Raw genomic sequence first — 20,041 nt, forward strand, 5'->3', positions numbered from 1 at the left:
CATGCCAGAGTTTCAGACCACGGATGAAGGCTTTGAGCGGGTATCACTCCGGGATTACACGGAAAAGGCCTATCTCGACTACTCCATGTACGTCATTCTTGACCGCGCGCTTCCCAATGTCGGGGATGGGCTGAAGCCGGTTCAGCGGCGCATTATTTACGCCATGTCAGAGCTGGGCCTCAAATCTACGTCCAAATACAAGAAGTCGGCCCGTACCGTGGGTGATGTTCTTGGTAAGTTCCATCCCCACGGAGATAGCGCCTGTTATGAAGCCATGGTGCTTATGGCGCAGCCTTTCTCCTATCGCTATCCGCTTGTGGATGGCCAGGGTAACTGGGGGGCGCCAGATGATCCCAAATCCTTTGCGGCCATGCGTTACACAGAATCCCGGTTGGCACGTTTTTCTGATCTTTTGCTGACAGAGCTCGGGCACGGAACCGTAGACTGGGTGCCAAACTTCGATGGCACCATGGATGAGCCCTCAGTACTGCCTGCAAGGCTGCCCCATGTGCTGCTTAACGGCACTACTGGCATCGCCGTGGGTATGGCGACAGACATACCTCCCCATAACGTAAGGGAAGTCACCGCGGCTTGTATCCGGCTGCTGGACGAGCCTGAGGCAACGGTTGAGCAACTGTGTGAGCATGTTAAGGGGCCGGATTTCCCTACTAACGCGGAGATCATTACACCTCGAAAAGATCTGCTCCAGATGTACCAGACCGGCCGTGGCTCTCTGCGCATGCGTGCCCGTTGGGTGCGGGAGACCGGTGAGATTGTGGTAACCGATCTGCCGCATCAGGTTTCCGGGAACCGTGTTCTCGAGCAGATTGCTCATCAAATGCAAACCAAAAAGCTGCCCATGGTGGCGGATCTCCGTGACGAGTCAGATCATGAGAACCCGACCCGGCTGGTGATTGTGCCGCGCTCGAATCGAGTGGATCTCGACGGGCTCATGGCGCACCTGTTTGCCAGCACTGATCTTGAAAAAACCTATCGCGTGAACATCAACGTGATCGGCAATGATGGCCGCCCCGGTGTTAAAGGTCTGCACCAGATGCTTACGGAATGGCTGGCGTTCCGGCGTACCACCGTGACCCGTCGATTGCAGCACCGCCTGGATAAGGTTCTGGCGCGCTTGCACATTCTTGAAGGCCTGTTGATTGCCTACCTGAATATTGATGAAGTTATTCATATTATCCGTACGGAAGATAAGCCCAAGTTAGTGTTTATGGAGCGGTTCGGGCTGTCTCCGGAGCAAGCCGAATCCATCCTTGAACTGAAGTTGCGGCACCTGGCGAAGCTCGAAGAAATGAAAATCCGCGGCGAGCAAGACGAGCTGGCCGCGGAGCGGGATGAGCTCCAATCCATTCTGGGTTCTGAAACTCGCTTAAGTGATCTGATTAAAAGCGAGCTGCTGGCCGACGCTGAAGAATATGGCGACGATCGCCGTTCGCCCATTGTTGAGCGTGAAGAGGCGAAGGCATTCAGTGAGAATGACCTGGTATCCAACGATCCGGTTACCGTTGTGCTGTCTGATAAGGGATGGGTGCGAGCGGCCAAAGGCCATGACATAGACCCGGACGGACTGAGCTACAAATCGGGAGACGGCTTCGCTCTGGCGGCCCGAGGGCGTAATAACCAGCAGACTATTTTTATCGATTCTACTGGCCGAGCCTACTCATTGATGGCCCATAGCCTGCCATCGGCGCGGGGGCAGGGCGAACCGCTTACGGGCAGGATCAATCCACCATCGGGGGCCAGCTTTTCAGGTCTCTTGATGGGTGATCCGGCTCGCAAGGCGCTGCTGGTGACCGATGGTGGTTACGGCTTTGTGACGTCGCTTAATGACATGATCAGCAAAAACCGGAACGGCAAGGCGGTAGTCAGCGTGCCAAAAGGCTCCAAAATCATGTCGCCGGTCGTCATTCCTGCTACTGACAAAATGCTCTATCTGGGTGCAATCTCCAATGAGGGCAGGATGCTTGTGTTCCCCCTCAGTGAGCTACCGGAACTGAGCAAGGGCAAGGGCAACAAAATTATCAGTATCCCCTCCGCACGGGTGCAGAGCCGCGAGGAATATGTCGTAGCTGTAGCTGTGTTCGCTGAGGATGATCAGCTGGAAATTCGGGCAGGCAAGCGCAAGATGGGGCTGCAGTTTGCCGATCTTGAGCACTATATTGGGGAACGCGGCCGGCGCGGGCATAAGTTGCCCCGTGGCCTGCAGCGTGTTGATGCGATTGAGGTGATCCCCTCTGCCGCCCGGGCAAAGGAAGAAGAAAGCTCCAAGCTGGAGAGTTCTGAAAATGGAGATTTCCAATCGTGAGTGAGCTCGTTCTGATTAACGTATCCGGGCGCGACAAGCCCGGCCTTACGTCGGAAATTACCGGGATTATGGGGCGTTATGACGTACGGATTCTCGACATAGGCCAGGCGGTAATCCACGACCACCTTACCTGGGGCATTCTCATCGAGATTCCGGACGAGTCGAAATCCTCGCCGGTGATCCGTGATCTGCTGTTCCGCTTTCACGCTCTGGATCTTCAGGTGAGGTTTGCTCCGATTACCATCGAGGAATACCAGAACTGGGCTGAAGGCCGTAATCGAGCCTGCTATATCGTTACCCTGCTTTCCCGAGACATCAAGGCCGAACAGATTGCCAGAGTATCTGCCATTACCGCCCGGCATGGATTGAATATTGATAATATTTCCAGGTTGTCGGCCAGGCCATCACTTAACACGTCGAGTGACGGGATTGCCTGCGTAGAATTTTCGGTGCGAGGCACGCCATTAGACCTTGAACAGCTCAGGGCTGATTTCCTGCACATAGCAGGCGAGATGAATGTAGATATCGCATTCCAGGAAGACTCTATCTTCCGTCGTAATCGCCGCTTGGTTGTGTTTGATATGGACTCCACCCTGATTGAAGCCGAAGTGATCGATGAGTTGGCTCTTGAGGCGGGTGTGGGTGAGCAGGTCGCGGAGATCACCGAGCGTGCGATGCAGGGTGAGCTGGATTTCAGCCAGAGCTTCGCAGAGCGCCTGGCATTGCTTAAGGGCCTGGATGAATCTGTGTTGGAACGGGTTGCCAGCCGACTGAAGATGACAGAAGGTGCGGAGCATCTGATCCGGAGCCTGAAAGCCTTGGGCTACCGCACCGCAATTCTCTCCGGTGGCTTTACCTATTTCGCCAAGCACCTGCAGAACAAACTGGGCATTGATTATATCTATGCCAATGAACTGGAGATCCGGGATGGCAAGGTAACCGGTGAGGTTTCCGGCCAGATTGTTGATGGCAAGCGTAAAGCAGAGCTTTTACTGGAAATTGCGGGTAAAGAGCATATCTCCCGGGAGCAGGTTATTGCTGTGGGGGATGGTGCCAACGATCTTCCTATGTTGAGCCAAGCTGGCCTGGGCGTTGCCTTCCGGGCAAAGCCCCTGGTTAAGGAGTCTGCCCGGCATGCTATTTCAACGCTTGGCCTGGACGCTATTCTCTATCTGATTGGGTTTCGTGAAAGTGAAACCAACCAGGGGTTGAAGAACGCCGGTTTGTGAGCCGGCGCCCTTCAGGCTCAGTGATCGCCGAAGTCGTAATTCATCTCAGCGGCAGGGGCTTGCAGGTAGTAGCCCTGAATGTAGTTCACGCCCGCCTGCCATAGGGTGGCAAGAATGCTGGCGTTCTCTACCAGAGGGATAATGGTGAGTTTGCCCGCGCTTTGCAGGCTCTTTACCAGTTCCTTCATGTGCTCCTTGGCTTTGTCACTCTTCTGCAGTTCTTCCGTAAACGAGCCGTCTATTTTCACATAATCCGCATTTATGTGTTTCAGCGTCAGGAAAGGATCCAGTGCGCAGCCGAACTGGGCAATAGAGACCTTGCAGTGAAGCTCGTGCAGGGCTTTGGTTAGTTCCTTGGCCTGCCTTGTATAGTTGTTGGCATCGCCCTCGCGGATCTGAAAAATCAGTGCATCGCCAGGCAAGCGTGCTGCTTTCAGTGCCACGCTCAGCCAGGGTGTAAACGTTTTGTCTTGTATTGTCTCGGCCGTCACGTTAAGGAACATGCGCGTATCCTTGCCTCTGGCGCGATGGCTGGCCAACTGCTTTACGGACTGCAGGATAACCCATCGGTCAATTTTGATGGCGGTATCGCTTGGCCCCATAGGGGGAAGGAAATCGTACGGTGAGACTTCTTTCTCATCCTTGTCGAGCATTCGAACGAAGGCTTCGTAATGCTCTTCGCCTTCACCGCGAAGGTTTATAATTGGCTGGAACAGGAGCTTGAACCGGTCTTCGTCCAACGCCTTCAGGATGGCGTCAATGGAGTTGCTGTCATCCAGTGATTCGTGATCTATTGGATTGTAAACCCCGATGCCATTGCCTTGAGAGCGGCCTTCCTGCTTGCGCACTTCTGAAGACGCAACATGGGCCCGCGCCAGAAGCTCTTCCGTTTTAGGTGAGTTTTCGGTAATGGATGCAATGCCAATGCTGACGCTCAGTGGAACAGTACGGCCGTTAATATCGAACAGGTGCTCATCCACAGCTTTGCGGACTTGTTCACACCTGGCGATCATCGATTTTTCATCGCAGGGAAGACTCAGTAAGCCAAACGCGTCATCGCTCAGGCGTGCCAGCATGAAGTCGTCTCCAGCCTGCTCTTTAAGAAGGCTGGCCAGATCCCCTAGCAGTAGGTCAGCACCGGAGATGCCCACGTCGCTTTTCATGGACATAAAGTTGTCGAGAGCGATGTAGGCCAGCGCGCCGGTTTCATTGTCCTTGCCAGCTTTGGCAATCGCCTGCTCGAGTTCTTTCATCAGGTATTGGCGATTAAACAGGCCGGTAAGAAGGTCCTGACTGCTGATCTCCCTCAGTTTCTCTTCCAGTTCCGCATCGCTGTGCTCGGGCTGAAGAACAATCTGGGTGCAGGTTTCACCGTCGTAGGTTGCCGCAGACACTGACATGGTTACATTCAGCTCATGGTCATCGCTGCGCCTGGTTGTGCAGTTAAGCGTCATGCTATCTTCGCTGTTCTCGGTAAACGACTTCATGAACGACCTGTAGTCTGCCTGGCTCTCGGACGTCAGAGTGTCCAGAACCGGGGTGCACATCAAATCATCAATATCGTCGTAGCCGAGAAATTCCAGATAGGACTGGTTGGCATAAATATGCATGCCGTCATTAATATAGGCGATAGCGTCTTTAGAGCTTTCCAGAAGGAGTTGGCACCGCTGCTCCGCTTCGCGCAGGTGAGACTCTAACGCCCGGCGGCGGCGGCGGTCTTCAAGGGCCCGCAGTTCGCGCTTGACCGTGAGCACAAGAAGATCGCTGTGCTCAAACTGTACAGTTCCCTGAGCGCCGGCCTTCATGACAGCAACGGTTCTTTCACGGCTTTCCTCTGCGGTCAGAACCAGGCAGGGGATGTCTTTGTCCATGCGTTTTATCATGGCCAAAGTATCGTCTGCTGTGAATTCCTGCTCCAGATCCCGGGCTAGTAGCAGATCCCAGTTGCCGCTTTTGAGGGCTTCTTCCAGATCCTCTTCGGACGTGATGCGATGTGCTCTTGTGGCTTTGCCTGCGTTTCTCAGCAAACTAATCAGAGATTCTGCATCATTCTGAGAAGGGTCGAGAATCAAGAGGTGTACGGTCGGGTTCTGTTTCTGCATTCCTTAGGCGTCTCGTCATACAGGTTGGCGGGGCCGGCCACGGCAGAAGAGTAATCTACCCTGGATACAGTATCTTGTTGGAAACTGTGAACTGGTGCTGCGAGACCGGACTATCACTATAGCTATCGCTGAATGATGCAGGGGTTGTGGCGTAATAACAAGTCTCCGGCGGATTGCTGGGCAACCCGCCGGAAAAGATTACAAAGATGGCCACAGAGAATCAAAATCGTCTTCACTGGCACCTGCCGGCGATGAAGTGCTGGCAGGTGCGGATGCGGCGGTGTTTTTCTGCAGTTTAAGTTCAAATTGGCTGATGCTACCGGTCGATGATACTTTTTTAATTAGCTGCCCCTGGTCTTCCCGGCCATCGTGCAGCATGGAGATCCGGCTGCCGGGCTGAAAAGGCAGTCTGGGTGTAATGAGCGTAGCAGCCTGGTTGACCACACTGATCTCCGGAAGCAGAAGCCCGCGCAGATACTCGCTGCTATTCCCGACCTTCTGAAGAAGGCGGACACCGCAGGGCGATCCGCTGGGTGCAAGCAGTTCAATGCCGATTTGAGTTCCCTGATTCTTGACCTGCCGAATCCAGCGGACCACCGCAATACTCCAGGGGTGTGAGCGCTGCTCCCGAACACCAAGAATCTCTCCGGCCTGCATGGAGGGCGGAACGCTGGCCTCCCATGAAACGCAATAACCGCCGGGGCTGGTGTTTACCAGCAGCGTGGAGTGTGACTTTGGCCGGTTTTTATCGGTTGTGGTTGTGGGGGTATTTCCAAAGCTGCCGCGAAAGTTTATTGGTGAGTCTGCCGCGTGCAGGCGGTCATCGCTCGGCGCTACATCGTGAGCGCTGCCCCAGGCATCTGCGCGCTTGCGGGATGAGCGAATAAAAACGTTCTCCTCATCCTCCGGGCCGTTGTCATTGCCGGACACGAACTCTGTAAACGATTTTTCACCTGCAATGAAATAGTGGGCAGCAGTCAGCCCCACGCAAATCTCGAGCGTTCCCTGGCTGGCAATCCGGTTGAAATTTCTCTTCGCCAAAATGCCCAGAGCCTGGCTCAGGTGAGTGAGCAGTGTGTCGCTAACGTTGCCCGGAATCTTTAGTGTCTCCGGGGCTGGCTGCTGGCGGAGCCTTGCATCAAGACTCTCGGAAATCATGGTGGCCAGCTCTCTGGTGTCAAAACCAAAGCTTTCCTCGCCAGGTTTGTGCTCTAGCAGGCTTCTGTAAACCGGAGAGTTGTCCCGCTCCAGGTTGACAACAAAAAGGCTGTCTTCACTGATGTTGGTTCCACATTGAGAGTGCTCTGTCCAGCCCTCAAAAAGGTCGTACGCTTGAAGCAGTTCTGACTGCCTGAGCTGGTTGGGTCTGGCGCAACCGAGGAGCAGTAGGCGTTTGTAGCTGTCTGCGACAGTGCTGGCTTGCCTCTGTTTGAGGGTGCTGTCTTCTACCGCTATGTCGGCAAGCTTGTTGCGATGAGCAAACCGGAACATGCGGTGGCACTCAAGCCAGCTCTGTGCGGGGCTGGGGCAATAGAGTTGGTGCGAGCGCAGAACGGTCGAGGCAAGCTCAGAGGTAGCTCGATGAATGGCAGTTGCAATCAGCTTGCGGTTTTTATCCAGCCCGCCGTCGTCAAGCGCTTCCAGAAGGCAAAGCTTGTAACCGCTGGCGAGATGCAGTTGAAGTGCCTGAGACAGATTGGCAATTTTACGTTGTTTCTCGGGCAGGGCGATCGCGAGTCCCAAATAATGGCGTGACAACTCCTCGCACACGAAGTGAATCTTGTCACGAACCAACTCAAGAAACTGGAGGCGTTGCTGGGGCGCAAGAAACAGGTGGTTGAGCTCGATAATCGCGTGATAGAGCTGGCGCGATACTTCGCCAATGTTGGCCATAGGGAGCTGGCCAATCCAGCCCTTGAAAGCCTTGGGCGTTGTATCGCAGAACGACAGACTTGCCGTTTTCTGTTCGGGAACACGGAGATCGGGTTTGAGGATCGTGCCTTCCATGAATATGCGCCAATATCAGGACAAGGTTTGGTAATACGGCCCCGCTTAACCCGCGCAGCAACGGCTGCTGTAATGTGTCGGTTAGTCAGGAAAACGCCGTAAATACATATTTCTACAATTTAGACAGTACTGGACTTTAAAATAGCAAACTAGTGTAAGAAAGCTAGAAAATCACATGTTGACAATATTTGACATCTTAGTTACAGCCCGTTCAGATATGTGGCCTCAACGGCCATCGACAAAGAGGTCAATGGGTGTTTTTGCCGGCTTTCCCGGAATTTCGCGAACCAGTCTTGGTACCAGGAAACCGGGTAGTCTGGCGAGTAGATCCTTAACCAGTAGTCGGGCTTCTTCATCCGTAACGTCAAAATGCTGCGCACCAGCGACCGGATCAAACGCATGAAGGTAGTAAGGCATAATGCCAGCGTCAAATAGAGCTTCGCTCAGGCTCTCCAGCACCCCTGCGTCATCGTTGACCCCTTTGAGAATAACGCTCTGGTTGAGCAGGGTTACGCCGGCTGCGCGAAGGTACCCCATAGCGCGTCGTGTTGGTTGATCGATTTCTTCGGGGTGGTTGATGTGCAAAACCATCACAACTTGCACCGGCGTATTACTGATCCACTTAAGCAATGCATCACACACACGCTGCGGAATGACCACAGGAAGTCGGGTGTGGATGCGAATGCGACGGATGTGAGGGATGCTGCTGATGGCAGAGGCCCACTGGGATAGCAGTTGATCGTTCACCGCCAGAGGATCGCCGCCGCTGAATATGACCTCGTTGATTTCCGGGCTTGCGGCAAGTGTATCCAGCACCTGTTGCCGATCGGCAGGGCTCAGGCGTTGTTCGTCGTAAGGGAAGTGCCGACGAAAGCAGTAGCGACAGTTGATAGCACACTGGCCCGTTACCATCAGCAGGGCACGGCTGCGGTACTTGCGGATCAAGCCTGTGGTCTGGATGGCTCCGTCTTCCTGCAGAGGATCGGTAACGAAACCTCGTGCCGCAACTGTTTCGGCGTGAAGCGGAAGAACTTGCCGCAGCAGCGGATCTGCCGGGTTGCCTTTCTCCATTCGCGCCAGAAACGGCTCGGGCACCCTTAGCTGAAACAACTGGTGCCCCGCCTCAGCACCAGCCAGCCATTGATCCGCGGGCAGATCCAGGCGCGACAGCAATTCCCATGGTGAAGTGATCGAGTCAGAAAGCAGCTGTTGCCAGCTCCGATTGTCATCGTCTGAAAGCCGGGCTTCTATAGAGGTAGGGGTTCGCTGTATCATAGAGGCCTTTGAAAATTAAACAGCATTTTGGCAGGTGGACATTTCATGGCTTCATATTCTACCAACGAATTTCGCGGCGGTCTTAAAGTATTACTGGATGGCGACCCCTGCATAATCGTAGAGAACGAAATTGTAAAACCCGGTAAGGGGCAGGCGTTTAACCGGGTCAAGCTACGCAACCTGATGACTAACCGCGTGTGGGATCGCACCTTCAAGTCTGGCGAAAGCCTCGAAGCGGCCGACGTGATGGATCACGATATGGAATATCTCTATACCGATGGAGAATTCTGGCACTTCATGCTTACCGATGGCTCTTTTGAGCAATACGCTGCAGACGCAAAAGCTGTGGGCGATACTATCAAGTGGCTCAAAGAGCAAGACGTATACACAGTTACGCTCTATAACGGTGCACCGTTGACAGTCACTCCGCCAAACTTTGTTGAGCTGGAAGTGGTTGAAACCGACCCCGGCATGAAAGGCGATACAGCGCAGGGCGGCTCCAAGCCCGCAACGCTCTCTACTGGCGCAGTTGTAAGCGTGCCCCTGTTCATCACCATCGGTGAAGTACTGAAAGTCGACACCCGTTCCGGTGAGTACATGAACCGGGTGAAAAGCTGATTCCCACATGAGAAATCAGCCTGATTGGCAGCCCACTGCCACCCGGGCAGCCTTGAAAAGCCGCGCACAACAGTCAGCCTTTGTGCGTGGCTTTTTTGCCCAGCGCGACGTATTGGAAGTCGAAACCCCGATACTGGGCCGCTGCGGCGTAACCGAACCCAATCTTGATGGCATATTTGCGCAGTTAGATGCTCAGGGTATTAAAGGCGGCTGGTTACAAACTTCTCCGGAATACCACATGAAACGCCTGCTGGCCGCAGGTTCCGACTCCATCTACCAGATATCAAAAGTCTTCCGGAACGGCGAGCGTGGCAGCCGCCATAACCCTGAATTCTCGATGTTGGAATGGTACCGCACAAGTTTTAGCGACAAAGCCCTGATGGAAGAAGTCGCCGACCTTGTATGCGGTTGGCTGCAATGCCCCAGGCCACAGGTAATAAGCTACCGTGAAGCAATGATCACCTGGGCCGGAATCGACCCCTTTGTGGTCTCAAAAAAAGATCTGCACCAGCGTTGCCGTGAGTGGCTAGAGCCCGAGCAGCTGGAAGACCTCAGCCGCGACGGTTGCCTGGACCTGCTAATGAGCTTCGCCGTCGAGCCCAGCTTGGGCACTGAAACGCCCGTATTCATAAACCAATACCCTGCATCACAGGCCTCATTGGCCAGAATCTCCAGCGTAGACGGCTTCGACGTAGCTCACCGTTTCGAGCTTTATATCGACGGCATTGAGCTATGTAACGGCTACTGGGAACTCACCCATCCAGACGAACAACGCGCCCGCTTTGAGGCAGACAACCGTTTGCGAATCGCTAATGGGAAGCCTGAAATGGAGATCGATGAAGCCTTTCTGGCAGCAATAGAGCACGGCTTGCCAGACTGCGCCGGCGTGGCACTAGGGCTTGATCGTCTGCTGATGTTGAAAGTGGGAACCCGCAACATAGCAGACGTCTTGGCATTCCCACTAGAGAGAGCTTGAGAGCTCCCCAAATGCCTCACCCATGCGAACTACCTTCTCCGCTACCTGATCCGCATTCCAGCGAACACTGCCCTTAGGCATAACCATCACCACCGTAGAGCCCAGGCGGAAGCGCCCCATCTCCTCGCCTTTAGCAAACGAAACAGCACTCTCGCCCTCATAGGTAATCGCCTTAACGCCCCTGCTATTGGGCGCCACAACCCCTGCCCACGGTGTCTCCACACTACCCACAATCATCGCGCCCACAAGCACCAGCGCCATTGGCCCGGCTGCTGTATCAAACATACAAACTACCCGCTCATTCCGCGCAAACAGATTAGGCACATTCTCCGCAGTAGCCGGGTTTACTGAAAACAGCTTGCCAGGAACATAAATCATCTCCCGAAGCGTACCCGCCATTGGCATGTGAATACGGTGGTAATCCTTGGGCGAAAGATAAATAGTAGAAAACTCGCCTCCATGGAAAGGTTCGGCGCGCTGAGCGTCGCCGCCTAGCAGTTCTAACAGGCTGAAAGACTGGCCCTTCGCCTGAAAAACCCGGTCTCCAGCTACCTGGCCAATCTGGCTGATAGCGCCATCTACCGGGCTGACAAACGTACCTTTGCCCTCGGCGACAGGGCGAAGGCCCGGCTTGAGTGCGCGGGTAAAAAAAGCGTTAAAACTCGAGTAGGCAGTTGGATCCTGCTCCGCGGCTTCGCTCATGTCTACGCCATAGCGTTTCACAAACCATTTGATGACCCGGTTTTTGAGCGCAGGGGAGCGATCATAATCCGCCAAACGGCCTGCAGTGCGGGAAACCGCAAGCTGCGGAGTGACGTATTGACTCAGAATAAACAGCTTGTCGAACATTTAAATGAGATCCTCTGTACTCGAAGACGCGAAGTTTACCAAATACTGCAGCAAGAGTGTTGCGTAGGCGCGATCATGTATAGAAATTGTGTCATGGCTTCGCGGATACTGCAGAGGCTTGCTATCATCTGTCCAGAACCGCTGTGATCAACACCGGCGCTAGCCTGTAACCACAATATAAAGGCGTACGATTTACCCATGCTACTTATTATCGGCTCAGTCATTGTTATCGCCAGCGTTCTTGGTGGCTACGTTCTCCACGGCGGCAACCTTATGGTGTTGTGGCAGCCGACAGAGCTGATCATCATTTTTGGTGCAGCTATCGGCTCGTTCATCATTGCCAATCCGCTGCATACCGTGAAGGAGGTGTTCGCTGGCATATTGCGCCTCCTGACAGGCTCTCCGTTCAATAAATCCTATTACATGGATTTATTGAGTTTGCTCTATGAGATATTCGATAAGTCCCGCAAGCAGGGTGTTATGTCCATTGAGGAGGATATTGATAACCCTGAGTCCAGCGAGATATTCAGCCGTTACCCAGCCGTTATGAAATCGCGGGCGCTGCTCGACTTTATTACAGATTATCTGCGCATCATCAGTGCCGGTAACATGGCCACCCACGAGTTGGAGGGCATGATGGAGAACGAAATTGACAGTCGCCAGCATGAACTTGAAGAGCCCGCCCACGCCGTAAACAAAATTGCGGACGCCTTGCCTGGTCTGGGTATCGTTGCGGCGGTCCTCGGTATAGTTATCACCATGAACTTCCTGAGCGAAGGGCCGGAGCGCATTGGCTTGAGTGTTGCCGCTGCCCTCGTGGGTACTTTTCTCGGCATCTGGATGGGCTACGGCTTCGTTGGACCTACCTCCATCGCCATGGAGCACGCGGCAAAATACGAACTCAAGGCCTATGAATGCGTCAAATCCGCTATTGTTGCGACGGTCTCAGGGCAGGCGCCTCAAATGGCCATCGAGTTTGGTCGAAAAGCATTACCTACAGACAAGCGACCTGGGTTCCAGGAACTGAACGATCATGTGCGTGCCAAATAACGCAGGCTGAGCCCGGAGTATATTTGTGGAACAGCAGCCGATAATCATCAAACGGAAAAAAGTCGTCGCCGCGGGCCATCATGGTGGTTCCTGGAAGGTAGCATTTGCCGACTTTGCGACAGCGATGATGGCGTTCTTTCTTGTGCTCTGGCTCACCGCAACTGCCTCACCTGAGCAGATTAAAGCAGTTGAAGGTTATTTTCGCGATCCTGTCGGGTTTACCGAAGGTGGTACGCCCAACCCCGTAGACCTGGGAGGCAGTGCTTCTGTTGTTAACGAGTCCAGTCAGGACATTGAAGCAAATCCCATTGTGATTGCTGATGAGGTGGTTGATACGCTGGCAGAAACCCTCGAGCAGCGCCGCATGGAAGAATTGTTCCAGGAGTTGAAGCAGCGAATCGAAGAAAACGAAACCCTGAAAGAGTTCAAAGATCAGCTTCTGATTGATATCACGGATGAAGGTCTGCGGATCCAGATTGTGGATCGCTCCGGTCGCCCCATGTTCGACAGCGGCAGGGCCGAACTAAAGTACTATTCACAGGAAATCCTGTTTGAATTGGCAAAAACTCTGGGGGCTGTGGACAACAAGCTCAGTATTACCGGTCATACCGACGCCACCCCCTTTGGTGGCCGTCCAGGTTATACGAACTGGGAGCTTTCAGCAGACCGCGCCAACACCGCGCGCCGGGCATTGGTAGCGGGCGGCGTGCGCGCTCAGCAGATTGCGAGGGTAGTCGGACTGAGCGATTCCGTGCTGTTTGATCAAGATGAACCAACAGCGCCCATCAATCGCCGTATTTCCATCATTGTGCTTAACAAGAAAACCATAAGCAGCATCCACAGCAGTGCCAGTGCCAAGGGCGCGCCCCTGATTGATCTCACGGTTCCTTCAGAAGAAGAGCAGAAAAAAGCCATGGAAAAACTGGAAAGTGGCGACTGGCAGAAAGAAAAAGAAGAGCCAGCGCCGGGCGAGCTAAACTGGTAAATCGCCCGGTAAACTGGGGCTCAATCGGCTTTTAAACCCCGCGACTGCTGCTCCGCCATGTCCTGAAGAATACGATGAAAACTGCGCCGCCGCTCCGGGCTAAGCGTGCCCGATTCCACAGCTGCATCAATAGCACAACCTGGGTCCCCCAGGTGACGGCAATTGCGAAATTTGCAGTATCCCATCACCTCGCGAATCTCCCGGAACCCGTATTCAATCTCCTGTGGTGTCATATGCCACAGGCCAAATTCCCGGATACCCGGCGAGTCGATCAAATCGCCACCCATTGGCAGATGGAACAGCTTGGCTGTGGTAGTAGTGTGCACCCCCTTGCCGGTGCTCTCCGAAACCGCACCCACACGAATCGCCTCATCGGGCATCAGCGTTTGAATAATCGACGACTTACCAACACCTGACTGCCCCACAAACGCACTGGTTTTGCCCTTAACCAGCGCCTCAACCTCCGGCGCAGGCGCGCCATCGAACTGCACGGCAGACGTGCGCACAATCTCATAACCCAAGGCCGCATAGCGCGCCAGCAGAGCATCAATCTGTTCCCGGTTTTGATCGGTGATCAAATCCGTCTTGTTCAGCAAAATAACGGCGGGAATATCCGTAATCTCAGAGGCCACCAGATACCGGTCAATCAAATTGTCGTGGGGCTCCGGCTCTGGTGCAATCACCAGAATAATATGATCAATATTCGCCGCGACCGGCTTCACCGCTCCAAAGTTATCCGGTCGCTGCAGTAAATTATCACGCTCGCAGCGGGCAACAATCACCCCGGTTTCATTCTTGCCCGGCCGCCAAACCACCCGATCTCCCGTCACCAGGCTGTCGATATTCGCCCGAACGAAACAACGTACAACATCGCCTTTGCGCTCGCCTTCCAACGCCTCAACATCCAGCTGTTGCCCGTAGTGAGCAATAATCAGCCCTTCCTGCTCAGGCCCCAGCTCACCGGCATCGGCCTGCGCCTGAACTGATTTTTCTTTACGAGCTGCACGGGCCGCACGTTCCTCCTGAATCTTCTTGATCCGGAATTGCTGTTGCTTGTTCAGTTGCCGTTTTGCCATAAGGTCTCTGTTAACACGGATGTAAGTGGTGACGTTGCTATGCCATCATACGGGAATAAATTTTGTGCGGCTTTAACTCAGCCGATTAATAGAAAACATATCACCGAAGCTCCGGGCAGTGCAGTGTCTTATCCAGATAAGGCTGCCCGAGCCATTCGGGATATCACCAAATTTTGAAGTGGAGTGGCCCCTTGCTTTCCGGGAATGCCGGCGGCCATGGATGGCCGACGACAAGCGCACATGGACGTGCTCGTAGCGGTTCCCGGAAAGCAAGGGGCCACTCCACTCGCCACCGATGTTTGATGAACGAGGAAAGCAGAATGTCAGCAGGCAACCACCTGGTTTGGATTGATCTGGAAATGACCGGCCTTGATCCGGAAAAAGAGCGCATCATCGAAATGGCCACCATCATCACCGATTCCGAACTGAATCTGGTGGCTGAAGGCCCAGTCATCGCAATACACCAGCCCGACAGCCTGCTCGAAGCCATGGACGAATGGTGCACCCGCACCCACGGCGAAAGCGGCCTCACCAAACGCGTTCAGGAAAGCAAGGTTTCAGAAGCCGAAGCCGAGCAGCAAACCATCGCCTTCCTCAAAGAACACATGGAAAAAGGCCAGTCCCCCCTGTGCGGCAACAGCATAGGCCAGGATCGCCGCTTCCTAGTGAAATACATGCCAGAGCTGGAAGACTTCTTCCACTACCGCAACCTCGACGTCTCCACCGTAAAAGAACTGGCCCGCCGCTGGCGCCCGGATGTACTCGAAGGCGTCAAAAAGAAAGGCAGCCACCTGGCATTAGACGACATCCGCGACTCTATTGAAGAGCTGCGCCATTACCGCGAACACTTCTTCAAACTATAAGCCGTGCCGGGCTAACGCCCATTGAATATGCTCGCGGACCATCTCGGAAGGGTGGTTCGCGCGTTGTTTAAGCGCCTCGATCACCGGAATAGTCGAAGGCGCATTGCCTAGCCCCACCGCCAAATTTCGCAACCAGCCCTCATACCCCGTGCGGCGAATAGCTGAACCCTCAGTGCGCTTCAAAAACTCTTCCTCAGTCCACAAAAATAGCTCAGCCAAAGAGCTGTTGTTCAGCCCGTGCCGTGGCTGAAAGTCATCCTCCTGCGTCGGCTTCTTGAATTTCTGCCATGGGCATACAAGCTGACAGTCATCACAGCCAAAAACACGGTTGCCCATGGGTGCTCTCAAGTCTTCCGGAATGCTTCCTTTCAGCTCAATGGTCAAGTAGCTGATGCAGCGTCGGGCATCAAGTACGCGAGCGCCCACGAAAGCGTCGGTTGGGCACTTATCCAAACACGCAGAGCAACTGCCACAATGATCGGTTTCAAAGGCAGGGTCTATCGGCAGTGGCGCGCTGGTGAATATTTCCCCCAGAAAAAAGAACGAGCCCGCTTTGGGATGAATGAGCATGTTGTTTTTGCCGATCCAGCCAAGCCCCGCTCTTTGCGCAAGTGCTCGCTCCAGAACAGGAGCACTGTCTACAAAGGCCCTGTGGTCATAGCCGCTTACCGCATCGTCAATCTTCTTCGCCAGAGTCGCCAGCCGTTTCCGGATCAGCTTGTGGTAGTCACGGCCAAGGGCATAGCGAGTAATATAGGCACCTTCCCGGTTAGTAAGCGCTTCTTTCGGGCTGTCTGGCGTAGGCATGTAATCCATGCGTACAGATATAACGCGGGTGGTTCCAGGTACCAGAGAGGCCGGGGTATAGCGCTTGTCCCCGTGGTGGCCCATGTATTCCATTTCCCCCTGATAGCCTTTGTCGAGCCAATCCTGCAGGCGCTGGGCATGCTCACCGGTATCCGCCGTTGTAATGCCCGCATCGGAAAACCCGAGTTCTTTAGCCCACTGCCGGATAAGTTCAGGTAAATCAGCCAGTTCCGGCGCTGGGGAAGTGTCCTTGCCTATTGTGCTCATAAGTACCACTGACGTACCCGCCGTTATTAGGCTGAGGGTACAGATATTTAATTTGATTAAGTTATGACCTTTTCCACGGTTTTGCTATGCTTTACAGATAGCTGGCCAATTTTCTTAAACCGGTTTCTGTAACGGGAGCAAAGGCTCATGCCACAGCACGCTGGAGGCAGTTTATCAGATGCGCTGTTTTCCGCCGATTCTGTGCGCCGTATCGATCAGCATGTTATCGAGCAGCTGGGTGTTGATGGGTTTGACCTGATGCAGTCTGCCGCTCATGCAGCGTTCCGCAGACTGGTTTTGCGCTGGCCGCGGGTGGAGTCCTTGCTGGTTCTGTGTGGTGCAGGCAATAACGGCGGTGATGGGTACCTCGTAGCGGCAAATGCCCTGCGGGATGGTTTGGCTGTGGACTGTATTGCGGTTGCCTCCACGGAAAAACTGAGCGGAGATGCCCGCAAGGCCTGGCAAAAAGCGGTTGCTGATGGCGTAGAGGTGCGGGCGTTGGCAGATATCGGCGAACCTGGGCTGGATAGTTTGTTTGAACGCTCCGGGCTTATTGTTGATGCCATGCTGGGTACCGGTGCCTCTGGCGCCCCGAGAGAGCCCTTTGCCAGCATTATTGCTCGCAGTAACCATGCCGGGCTTCCGGTGTTGGCAGTTGATGTTCCTTCCGGACTGAATGCCACAACAGGCGCAGCTAAAGGTGAAGTCGTTCAGGCAGCCATGACCGTTACATTTATCGGCCGTAAGTCTGGTCTGTATACCGGGCAGGGGCCGTCGGTATGTGGTGATGTGGTGTTTGAGGCATTGGGTACAGACACACATGCCGGAGAAGCCCCGGTGGCCACACTACGGAGCTGGAGAGCTGTTCAGAGCTGGCTGCCCAAGCGCCGGGCTAGTGCCCACAAAGGGCAGTTTGGGCATGTTCTGATAGTGGCAGGGGATCGAGGCTTTGGCGGCGCAGGTATATTGGCGGCTGAGGCCGCGGCCCGCTCTGGTGCGGGATTGGTTTCATTGGCAACACGCCCCGAGCATGTAACCGCTGCGCTTGCGCGATGTCCATCGGTGATGGTTCACGGGTTGATACACGGCTCGGAATTGCCTTCGCTGCTGGCCGCCGCAACGGTTGTCGTTTGTGGCCCCGGTATGGGGCAAAGCGCATGGGGGCAGCAGATGCTGCAACAGGTTGTAGAAAGTGGGAAGCCGCGAGTTCTGGACGCAGATGCACTGAACCTGCTTTCAACACGAGTGGCCGTTCCAGCCAACAACCAGATATTGACACCGCATCCGGGCGAGGCCGCCAGACTGCTGAATTGTCTGGTCCCGGAAATAGAAGCAGATCGCGTGGCTGCGGCCGCTAGACTGCAATCCCTTTATGGCGGTGTGGTTTTGCTCAAGGGCGCGGGTACGGTTATCGCCTCTGGCGAGGCGGCGGTGGATGTTGCCGGTGGCAGTAATCCAGGTATGGCTACGGGAGGCATGGGCGATGTTCTATCGGGGATTATCGGTGCACTTTATGCACAAATGATTGAGTCGCCCGCTCAAGCTGCCGCAATGGGCGCAGTTGTACACCTTGAAGCTGCAACCAGAGCATCGGTAGATAAGGGGTATATGGGGTTGATACCCACTGACGTAATTGATGTCTTGCCGCAGGTCTTCCGGGAAGCTGAGCCGGGCGTTAGCTGCGACAAGGAGGCGGAATGACTGTTTTCGGGAATGAGCGCCGGTTTTTTCTGGACGGTGAGGTTGAAACCGAGGCCTTGGGTCGTGAACTTGCCCGCCTGGCGAAAGAGTCAGGTCAGGGGTTAATCGTATTCCTGGAAGGTGACTTGGGAATGGGTAAAACCACGCTCAGTCGCGGAGTTATTCGGGCCCTTGGGCATGAGGGTGCTGTGAAAAGCCCCACCTATACATTGGTTGAGCCATACGAAGATTTGACGCCTCCCGCCTACCATTTTGATCTTTACCGGTTGGGCGACCCAGAGGAGTTGGAATACATGGGTATCCGGGATTATTTCACCGGCCAGAGTGTTTGTCTTATCGAATGGCCAGAGCGTGGCGAAGGCCTGCTCCCGGACGCGGATCTCGAAGTCCATCTTGAACATCAGGGCGAAGGGCGGTCGGCAGTGGTTCGGGCCTGTTCCGAGTTGGGTGCGTCACTATTGAATGAACTGGAATTGATTGGGCCGGACCATTAACCGGCCGAAACTGGACAGCAGAATAAACAGGCACGCTGTATGAAAAGACATAAGCTTACGATAAACGTAATGGTGGCCTTGGCGTCCATCTGGCTGCTGATTGCATCCCTCCATGTGCAGGCTGGCACACAGGTGGAAGGCATTCGCATCTGGCCAGCCCCGGATCACACGCGGCTGGTTCTGGATACCGAAGGCAAGGTTGAACACAACATGTTCGCGTTGAGCAATCCTTCGCGGTTGGTGATTGATCTCAAAAATACCCGGCTGAGAACAGATTTCGACAAGCTCGACTTGGCTGGCAGCCCGATCCGTCGCATTCGAAGTGCGCCACGGAACGGCACCGACCTGAGGGTGGTGCTCGATCTGGCTAGCGACATCAAGCCCAGGAGTTTTCAGCTTGAGCCCAACCAACAGTATGGCCACCGTCTGGTGTTGGATTTGATTGATGAGAGTGGCAGCCGCCTCGATAAAGCGACCCAGCCAACGGTCACTCATGATTCGGCGGGAAAGCGCGACGTGATTGTGGTTATTGATGCAGGCCACGGGGGCGAAGACCCGGGCGCTATTGGCCCAAGAGGTACCAGAGAAAAAGACGTGGTGCTGAAAATGGCCCATATCCTAAAGGATATGATCGACAAACAGCCGGGCTATACCGCAAAGCTGACCCGCACCGGCGATTACTATATCGGTTTGAGAAATCGTACCATTCTGGCCCGCAAGTACAGTGCTGATCTGTTTGTATCTGTGCACGCAGATGCCTTCCGCACGCCGCAGCCCAAGGGGGCGTCCGTATTTGCCCTCTCTCAGCGCGGTGCAACGAGTGAAACGGCACGCTGGTTGGCCCAGAGCGAAAACCGCTCTGACTTGATCGGTGGCACTGGAGGAGTGTCGCTAGACGGTCGCGATGACATGCTGGCAGGTGTCTTGCTTGATCTTTCCATGACGGCCAGCATCAATGCGAGCCTTGGTGTCGGCAGTTCGATACTGGGCGAGCTGAATGGTGTTGCGCACCTGCACAAGCCTGGCGTGGAACAGGCAGCGTTTGCGGTTCTCAAATCTCCGGATATTCCTTCCATTCTTGTCGAGGCGGGCTTCATCTCCAATCCTCAGGAAGAGAAAAATCTGTCTACAGACTGGTACCGCAAAAAGCTCGCAGGAGCCATCGTGAAAGGTATTAATCAGTATTTCCAGAAAACGCCTCCGCCGGGCACCTTGCTCGCGTGGCAGAAACAGAATGGCCAAGGCAGCGGGCGCATCAGCAAGTATCGGGTGCGAAGCGGCGATACCCTGTCAGGGGTGGCTCGTGACAACCAGACAACGGTAAGCGAACTGATGCAGTTTAACGGCCTGAGGGATGACCGTGTTATGGTGGGTCAAACCATTCGTATCCCCTCATCCTGATTTAAGAGGTAGCCCCGA

Annotated in this window: 16 protein-coding genes; 10 read left to right on the forward strand and 6 right to left on the reverse strand. The window is 54.5% G+C overall.

The genetic code is table 11. The features are described 5' to 3' along the window. Position 1 precedes the first annotated feature (1 nt). Together parC and serB are read left to right on the forward strand one after the other, a co-directional pair. Positions 2-2,323 carry a DNA topoisomerase IV subunit A gene (gene parC / locus AADB16_RS07560; RefSeq protein ID WP_410802413.1) on the forward strand — a complete coding sequence of 774 codons (2,322 nt, stop codon included), beginning with the start codon at positions 2-4 and terminating at the stop codon, positions 2,321-2,323. After that, the gene (gene serB, locus AADB16_RS07565; protein WP_309045177.1) at positions 2,320-3,552 is read left to right on the forward strand and encodes a phosphoserine phosphatase SerB; all 1,233 of its coding nucleotides are present in this window, start codon (positions 2,320-2,322) and stop codon (positions 3,550-3,552) included. The genes parC and serB overlap by 4 nt, the downstream gene beginning before the upstream one ends. Before the next feature lie 17 nt (positions 3,553-3,569). On the opposite strand, the gene AADB16_RS07570 is transcribed toward serB, so the two are convergent. The 3 genes from AADB16_RS07570 to epmB form a co-directional block, all read right to left on the reverse strand. Continuing rightward, on the reverse strand, positions 3,570-5,654 hold the full coding sequence (locus tag AADB16_RS07570; RefSeq protein ID WP_410802415.1) for an EAL domain-containing protein: 2,085 nt from the start codon (positions 5,652-5,654) through the stop codon (positions 3,570-3,572). Between the two features lie 198 nt (positions 5,655-5,852). Further along, a complete protein-coding gene (locus tag AADB16_RS07575) occupies positions 5,853-7,661 on the reverse strand; it encodes a GTPase (RefSeq protein ID WP_410802417.1) in 1,809 nt (602 codons plus the stop codon). Positions 7,662-7,886: 225 nt separating this feature from the next. Further along, a complete protein-coding gene (epmB, locus tag AADB16_RS07580) occupies positions 7,887-8,936 on the reverse strand; it encodes an EF-P beta-lysylation protein EpmB (protein WP_410802419.1) in 1,050 nt (349 codons plus the stop codon). A 45-nt stretch (positions 8,937-8,981) separates the two neighbouring features. Between epmB and efp the strand changes: the two genes are divergently transcribed. Together efp and epmA are read left to right on the forward strand one after the other, a co-directional pair. Beyond that, entirely contained in the window at positions 8,982-9,554 is a 573-nt protein-coding gene (efp, locus tag AADB16_RS07585; protein WP_309045181.1) for an elongation factor P, read from the forward strand. Positions 9,555-9,561: 7 nt separating this feature from the next. Beyond that, positions 9,562-10,530: an EF-P lysine aminoacylase EpmA gene (gene epmA / locus AADB16_RS07590; protein WP_410802421.1), complete on the forward strand. Its 969-nt coding sequence runs from the start codon at positions 9,562-9,564 to the stop codon at positions 10,528-10,530. Here epmA and asd read toward each other — a convergent pair. After that, positions 10,516-11,379, reverse strand: a complete 864-nt coding sequence (gene asd, locus AADB16_RS07595; protein ID WP_410802423.1) for an archaetidylserine decarboxylase — start codon at positions 11,377-11,379, stop codon at positions 10,516-10,518. The genes epmA and asd overlap by 15 nt on opposite strands. Before the next feature lie 198 nt (positions 11,380-11,577). Here asd and motA point away from each other — a divergent pair, with 198 nt between their 5' ends. Next, positions 11,578-12,429 (forward strand): flagellar motor stator protein MotA, encoded by an 852-nt coding sequence (gene motA, locus AADB16_RS07600; protein ID WP_298448398.1) that lies wholly within the window; start codon positions 11,578-11,580, stop codon positions 12,427-12,429. A 25-nt stretch (positions 12,430-12,454) separates the two neighbouring features. Beyond that, positions 12,455-13,414 (forward strand): flagellar motor protein MotB, encoded by a 960-nt coding sequence (motB, locus tag AADB16_RS07605; RefSeq protein WP_410802425.1) that lies wholly within the window; start codon positions 12,455-12,457, stop codon positions 13,412-13,414. 20 nt (positions 13,415-13,434) lie between these two features. On the opposite strand, the gene rsgA is transcribed toward motB, so the two are convergent. Beyond that, a complete protein-coding gene (gene rsgA, locus AADB16_RS07610) occupies positions 13,435-14,490 on the reverse strand; it encodes a small ribosomal subunit biogenesis GTPase RsgA (protein ID WP_309045185.1) in 1,056 nt (351 codons plus the stop codon). A 320-nt stretch (positions 14,491-14,810) separates the two neighbouring features. Here rsgA and orn point away from each other — a divergent pair, with 320 nt between their 5' ends. Further along, complete coding sequence (orn, locus tag AADB16_RS07615; protein ID WP_410802427.1) at positions 14,811-15,353, forward strand: oligoribonuclease; 543 nt, start codon at positions 14,811-14,813, stop codon at positions 15,351-15,353. On the opposite strand, the gene queG is transcribed toward orn, so the two are convergent. Further along, positions 15,348-16,427: a tRNA epoxyqueuosine(34) reductase QueG gene (queG, locus tag AADB16_RS07620; RefSeq protein ID WP_410802429.1), complete on the reverse strand. Its 1,080-nt coding sequence runs from the start codon at positions 16,425-16,427 to the stop codon at positions 15,348-15,350. The two genes, orn and queG, sit on opposite strands and share 6 nt — an antisense overlap. A gap of 147 nt (positions 16,428-16,574) precedes the next feature. Here queG and AADB16_RS07625 point away from each other — a divergent pair, with 147 nt between their 5' ends. From AADB16_RS07625 to AADB16_RS07635, 3 genes are all read left to right on the forward strand, one after another. After that, complete coding sequence (locus tag AADB16_RS07625; protein ID WP_410802431.1) at positions 16,575-18,128, forward strand: NAD(P)H-hydrate dehydratase; 1,554 nt, start codon at positions 16,575-16,577, stop codon at positions 18,126-18,128. Beyond that, a complete protein-coding gene (tsaE, locus tag AADB16_RS07630) occupies positions 18,125-18,622 on the forward strand; it encodes a tRNA (adenosine(37)-N6)-threonylcarbamoyltransferase complex ATPase subunit type 1 TsaE (protein ID WP_410802433.1) in 498 nt (165 codons plus the stop codon). Before AADB16_RS07625 ends, tsaE begins: the two co-directional genes overlap by 4 nt. A gap of 69 nt (positions 18,623-18,691) precedes the next feature. Continuing rightward, positions 18,692-20,023: an N-acetylmuramoyl-L-alanine amidase gene (locus tag AADB16_RS07635; protein WP_410803615.1), complete on the forward strand. Its 1,332-nt coding sequence runs from the start codon at positions 18,692-18,694 to the stop codon at positions 20,021-20,023. Positions 20,024-20,041: the final 18 nt, after the last annotated feature.

It is taken from the genome of Marinobacter sp. KMM 10035, assembly GCF_046537445.1.
GTDB lineage: Bacteria > Pseudomonadota > Gammaproteobacteria > Pseudomonadales > Oleiphilaceae > Marinobacter > Marinobacter sediminicola.

What these genes read in the sequence shown, in the direction of transcription:
- parC (WP_410802413.1), top strand. Translation starts at nt 2, where the DNA reads ATGCCAGAGTTTCAGACCACGGATGAAGGCTTTGAGCGGGTATCACTC.
- AADB16_RS07570 (WP_410802415.1), bottom strand. Translation starts at nt 5,654, where the DNA reads ATGCAGAAACAGAACCCGACCGTACACCTCTTGATTCTCGACCCTTCT.
- AADB16_RS07575 (WP_410802417.1), bottom strand. Translation starts at nt 7,661, where the DNA reads ATGGAAGGCACGATCCTCAAACCCGATCTCCGTGTTCCCGAACAGAAA.
- epmB (WP_410802419.1), bottom strand. Translation starts at nt 8,936, where the DNA reads ATGATACAGCGAACCCCTACCTCTATAGAAGCCCGGCTTTCAGACGAT.
- efp (WP_309045181.1), top strand. Translation starts at nt 8,982, where the DNA reads ATGGCTTCATATTCTACCAACGAATTTCGCGGCGGTCTTAAAGTATTA.
- epmA (WP_410802421.1), top strand. Translation starts at nt 9,562, where the DNA reads ATGAGAAATCAGCCTGATTGGCAGCCCACTGCCACCCGGGCAGCCTTG.
- asd (WP_410802423.1), bottom strand. Translation starts at nt 11,379, where the DNA reads ATGTTCGACAAGCTGTTTATTCTGAGTCAATACGTCACTCCGCAGCTT.
- motA (WP_298448398.1), top strand. Translation starts at nt 11,578, where the DNA reads ATGCTACTTATTATCGGCTCAGTCATTGTTATCGCCAGCGTTCTTGGT.
- rsgA (WP_309045185.1), bottom strand. Translation starts at nt 14,490, where the DNA reads ATGGCAAAACGGCAACTGAACAAGCAACAGCAATTCCGGATCAAGAAG.
- orn (WP_410802427.1), top strand. Translation starts at nt 14,811, where the DNA reads ATGTCAGCAGGCAACCACCTGGTTTGGATTGATCTGGAAATGACCGGC.
- queG (WP_410802429.1), bottom strand. Translation starts at nt 16,427, where the DNA reads ATGAGCACAATAGGCAAGGACACTTCCCCAGCGCCGGAACTGGCTGAT.
- AADB16_RS07625 (WP_410802431.1), top strand. Translation starts at nt 16,575, where the DNA reads ATGCCACAGCACGCTGGAGGCAGTTTATCAGATGCGCTGTTTTCCGCC.
- tsaE (WP_410802433.1), top strand. Translation starts at nt 18,125, where the DNA reads ATGACTGTTTTCGGGAATGAGCGCCGGTTTTTTCTGGACGGTGAGGTT.
- AADB16_RS07635 (WP_410803615.1), top strand. Translation starts at nt 18,692, where the DNA reads ATGGTGGCCTTGGCGTCCATCTGGCTGCTGATTGCATCCCTCCATGTG.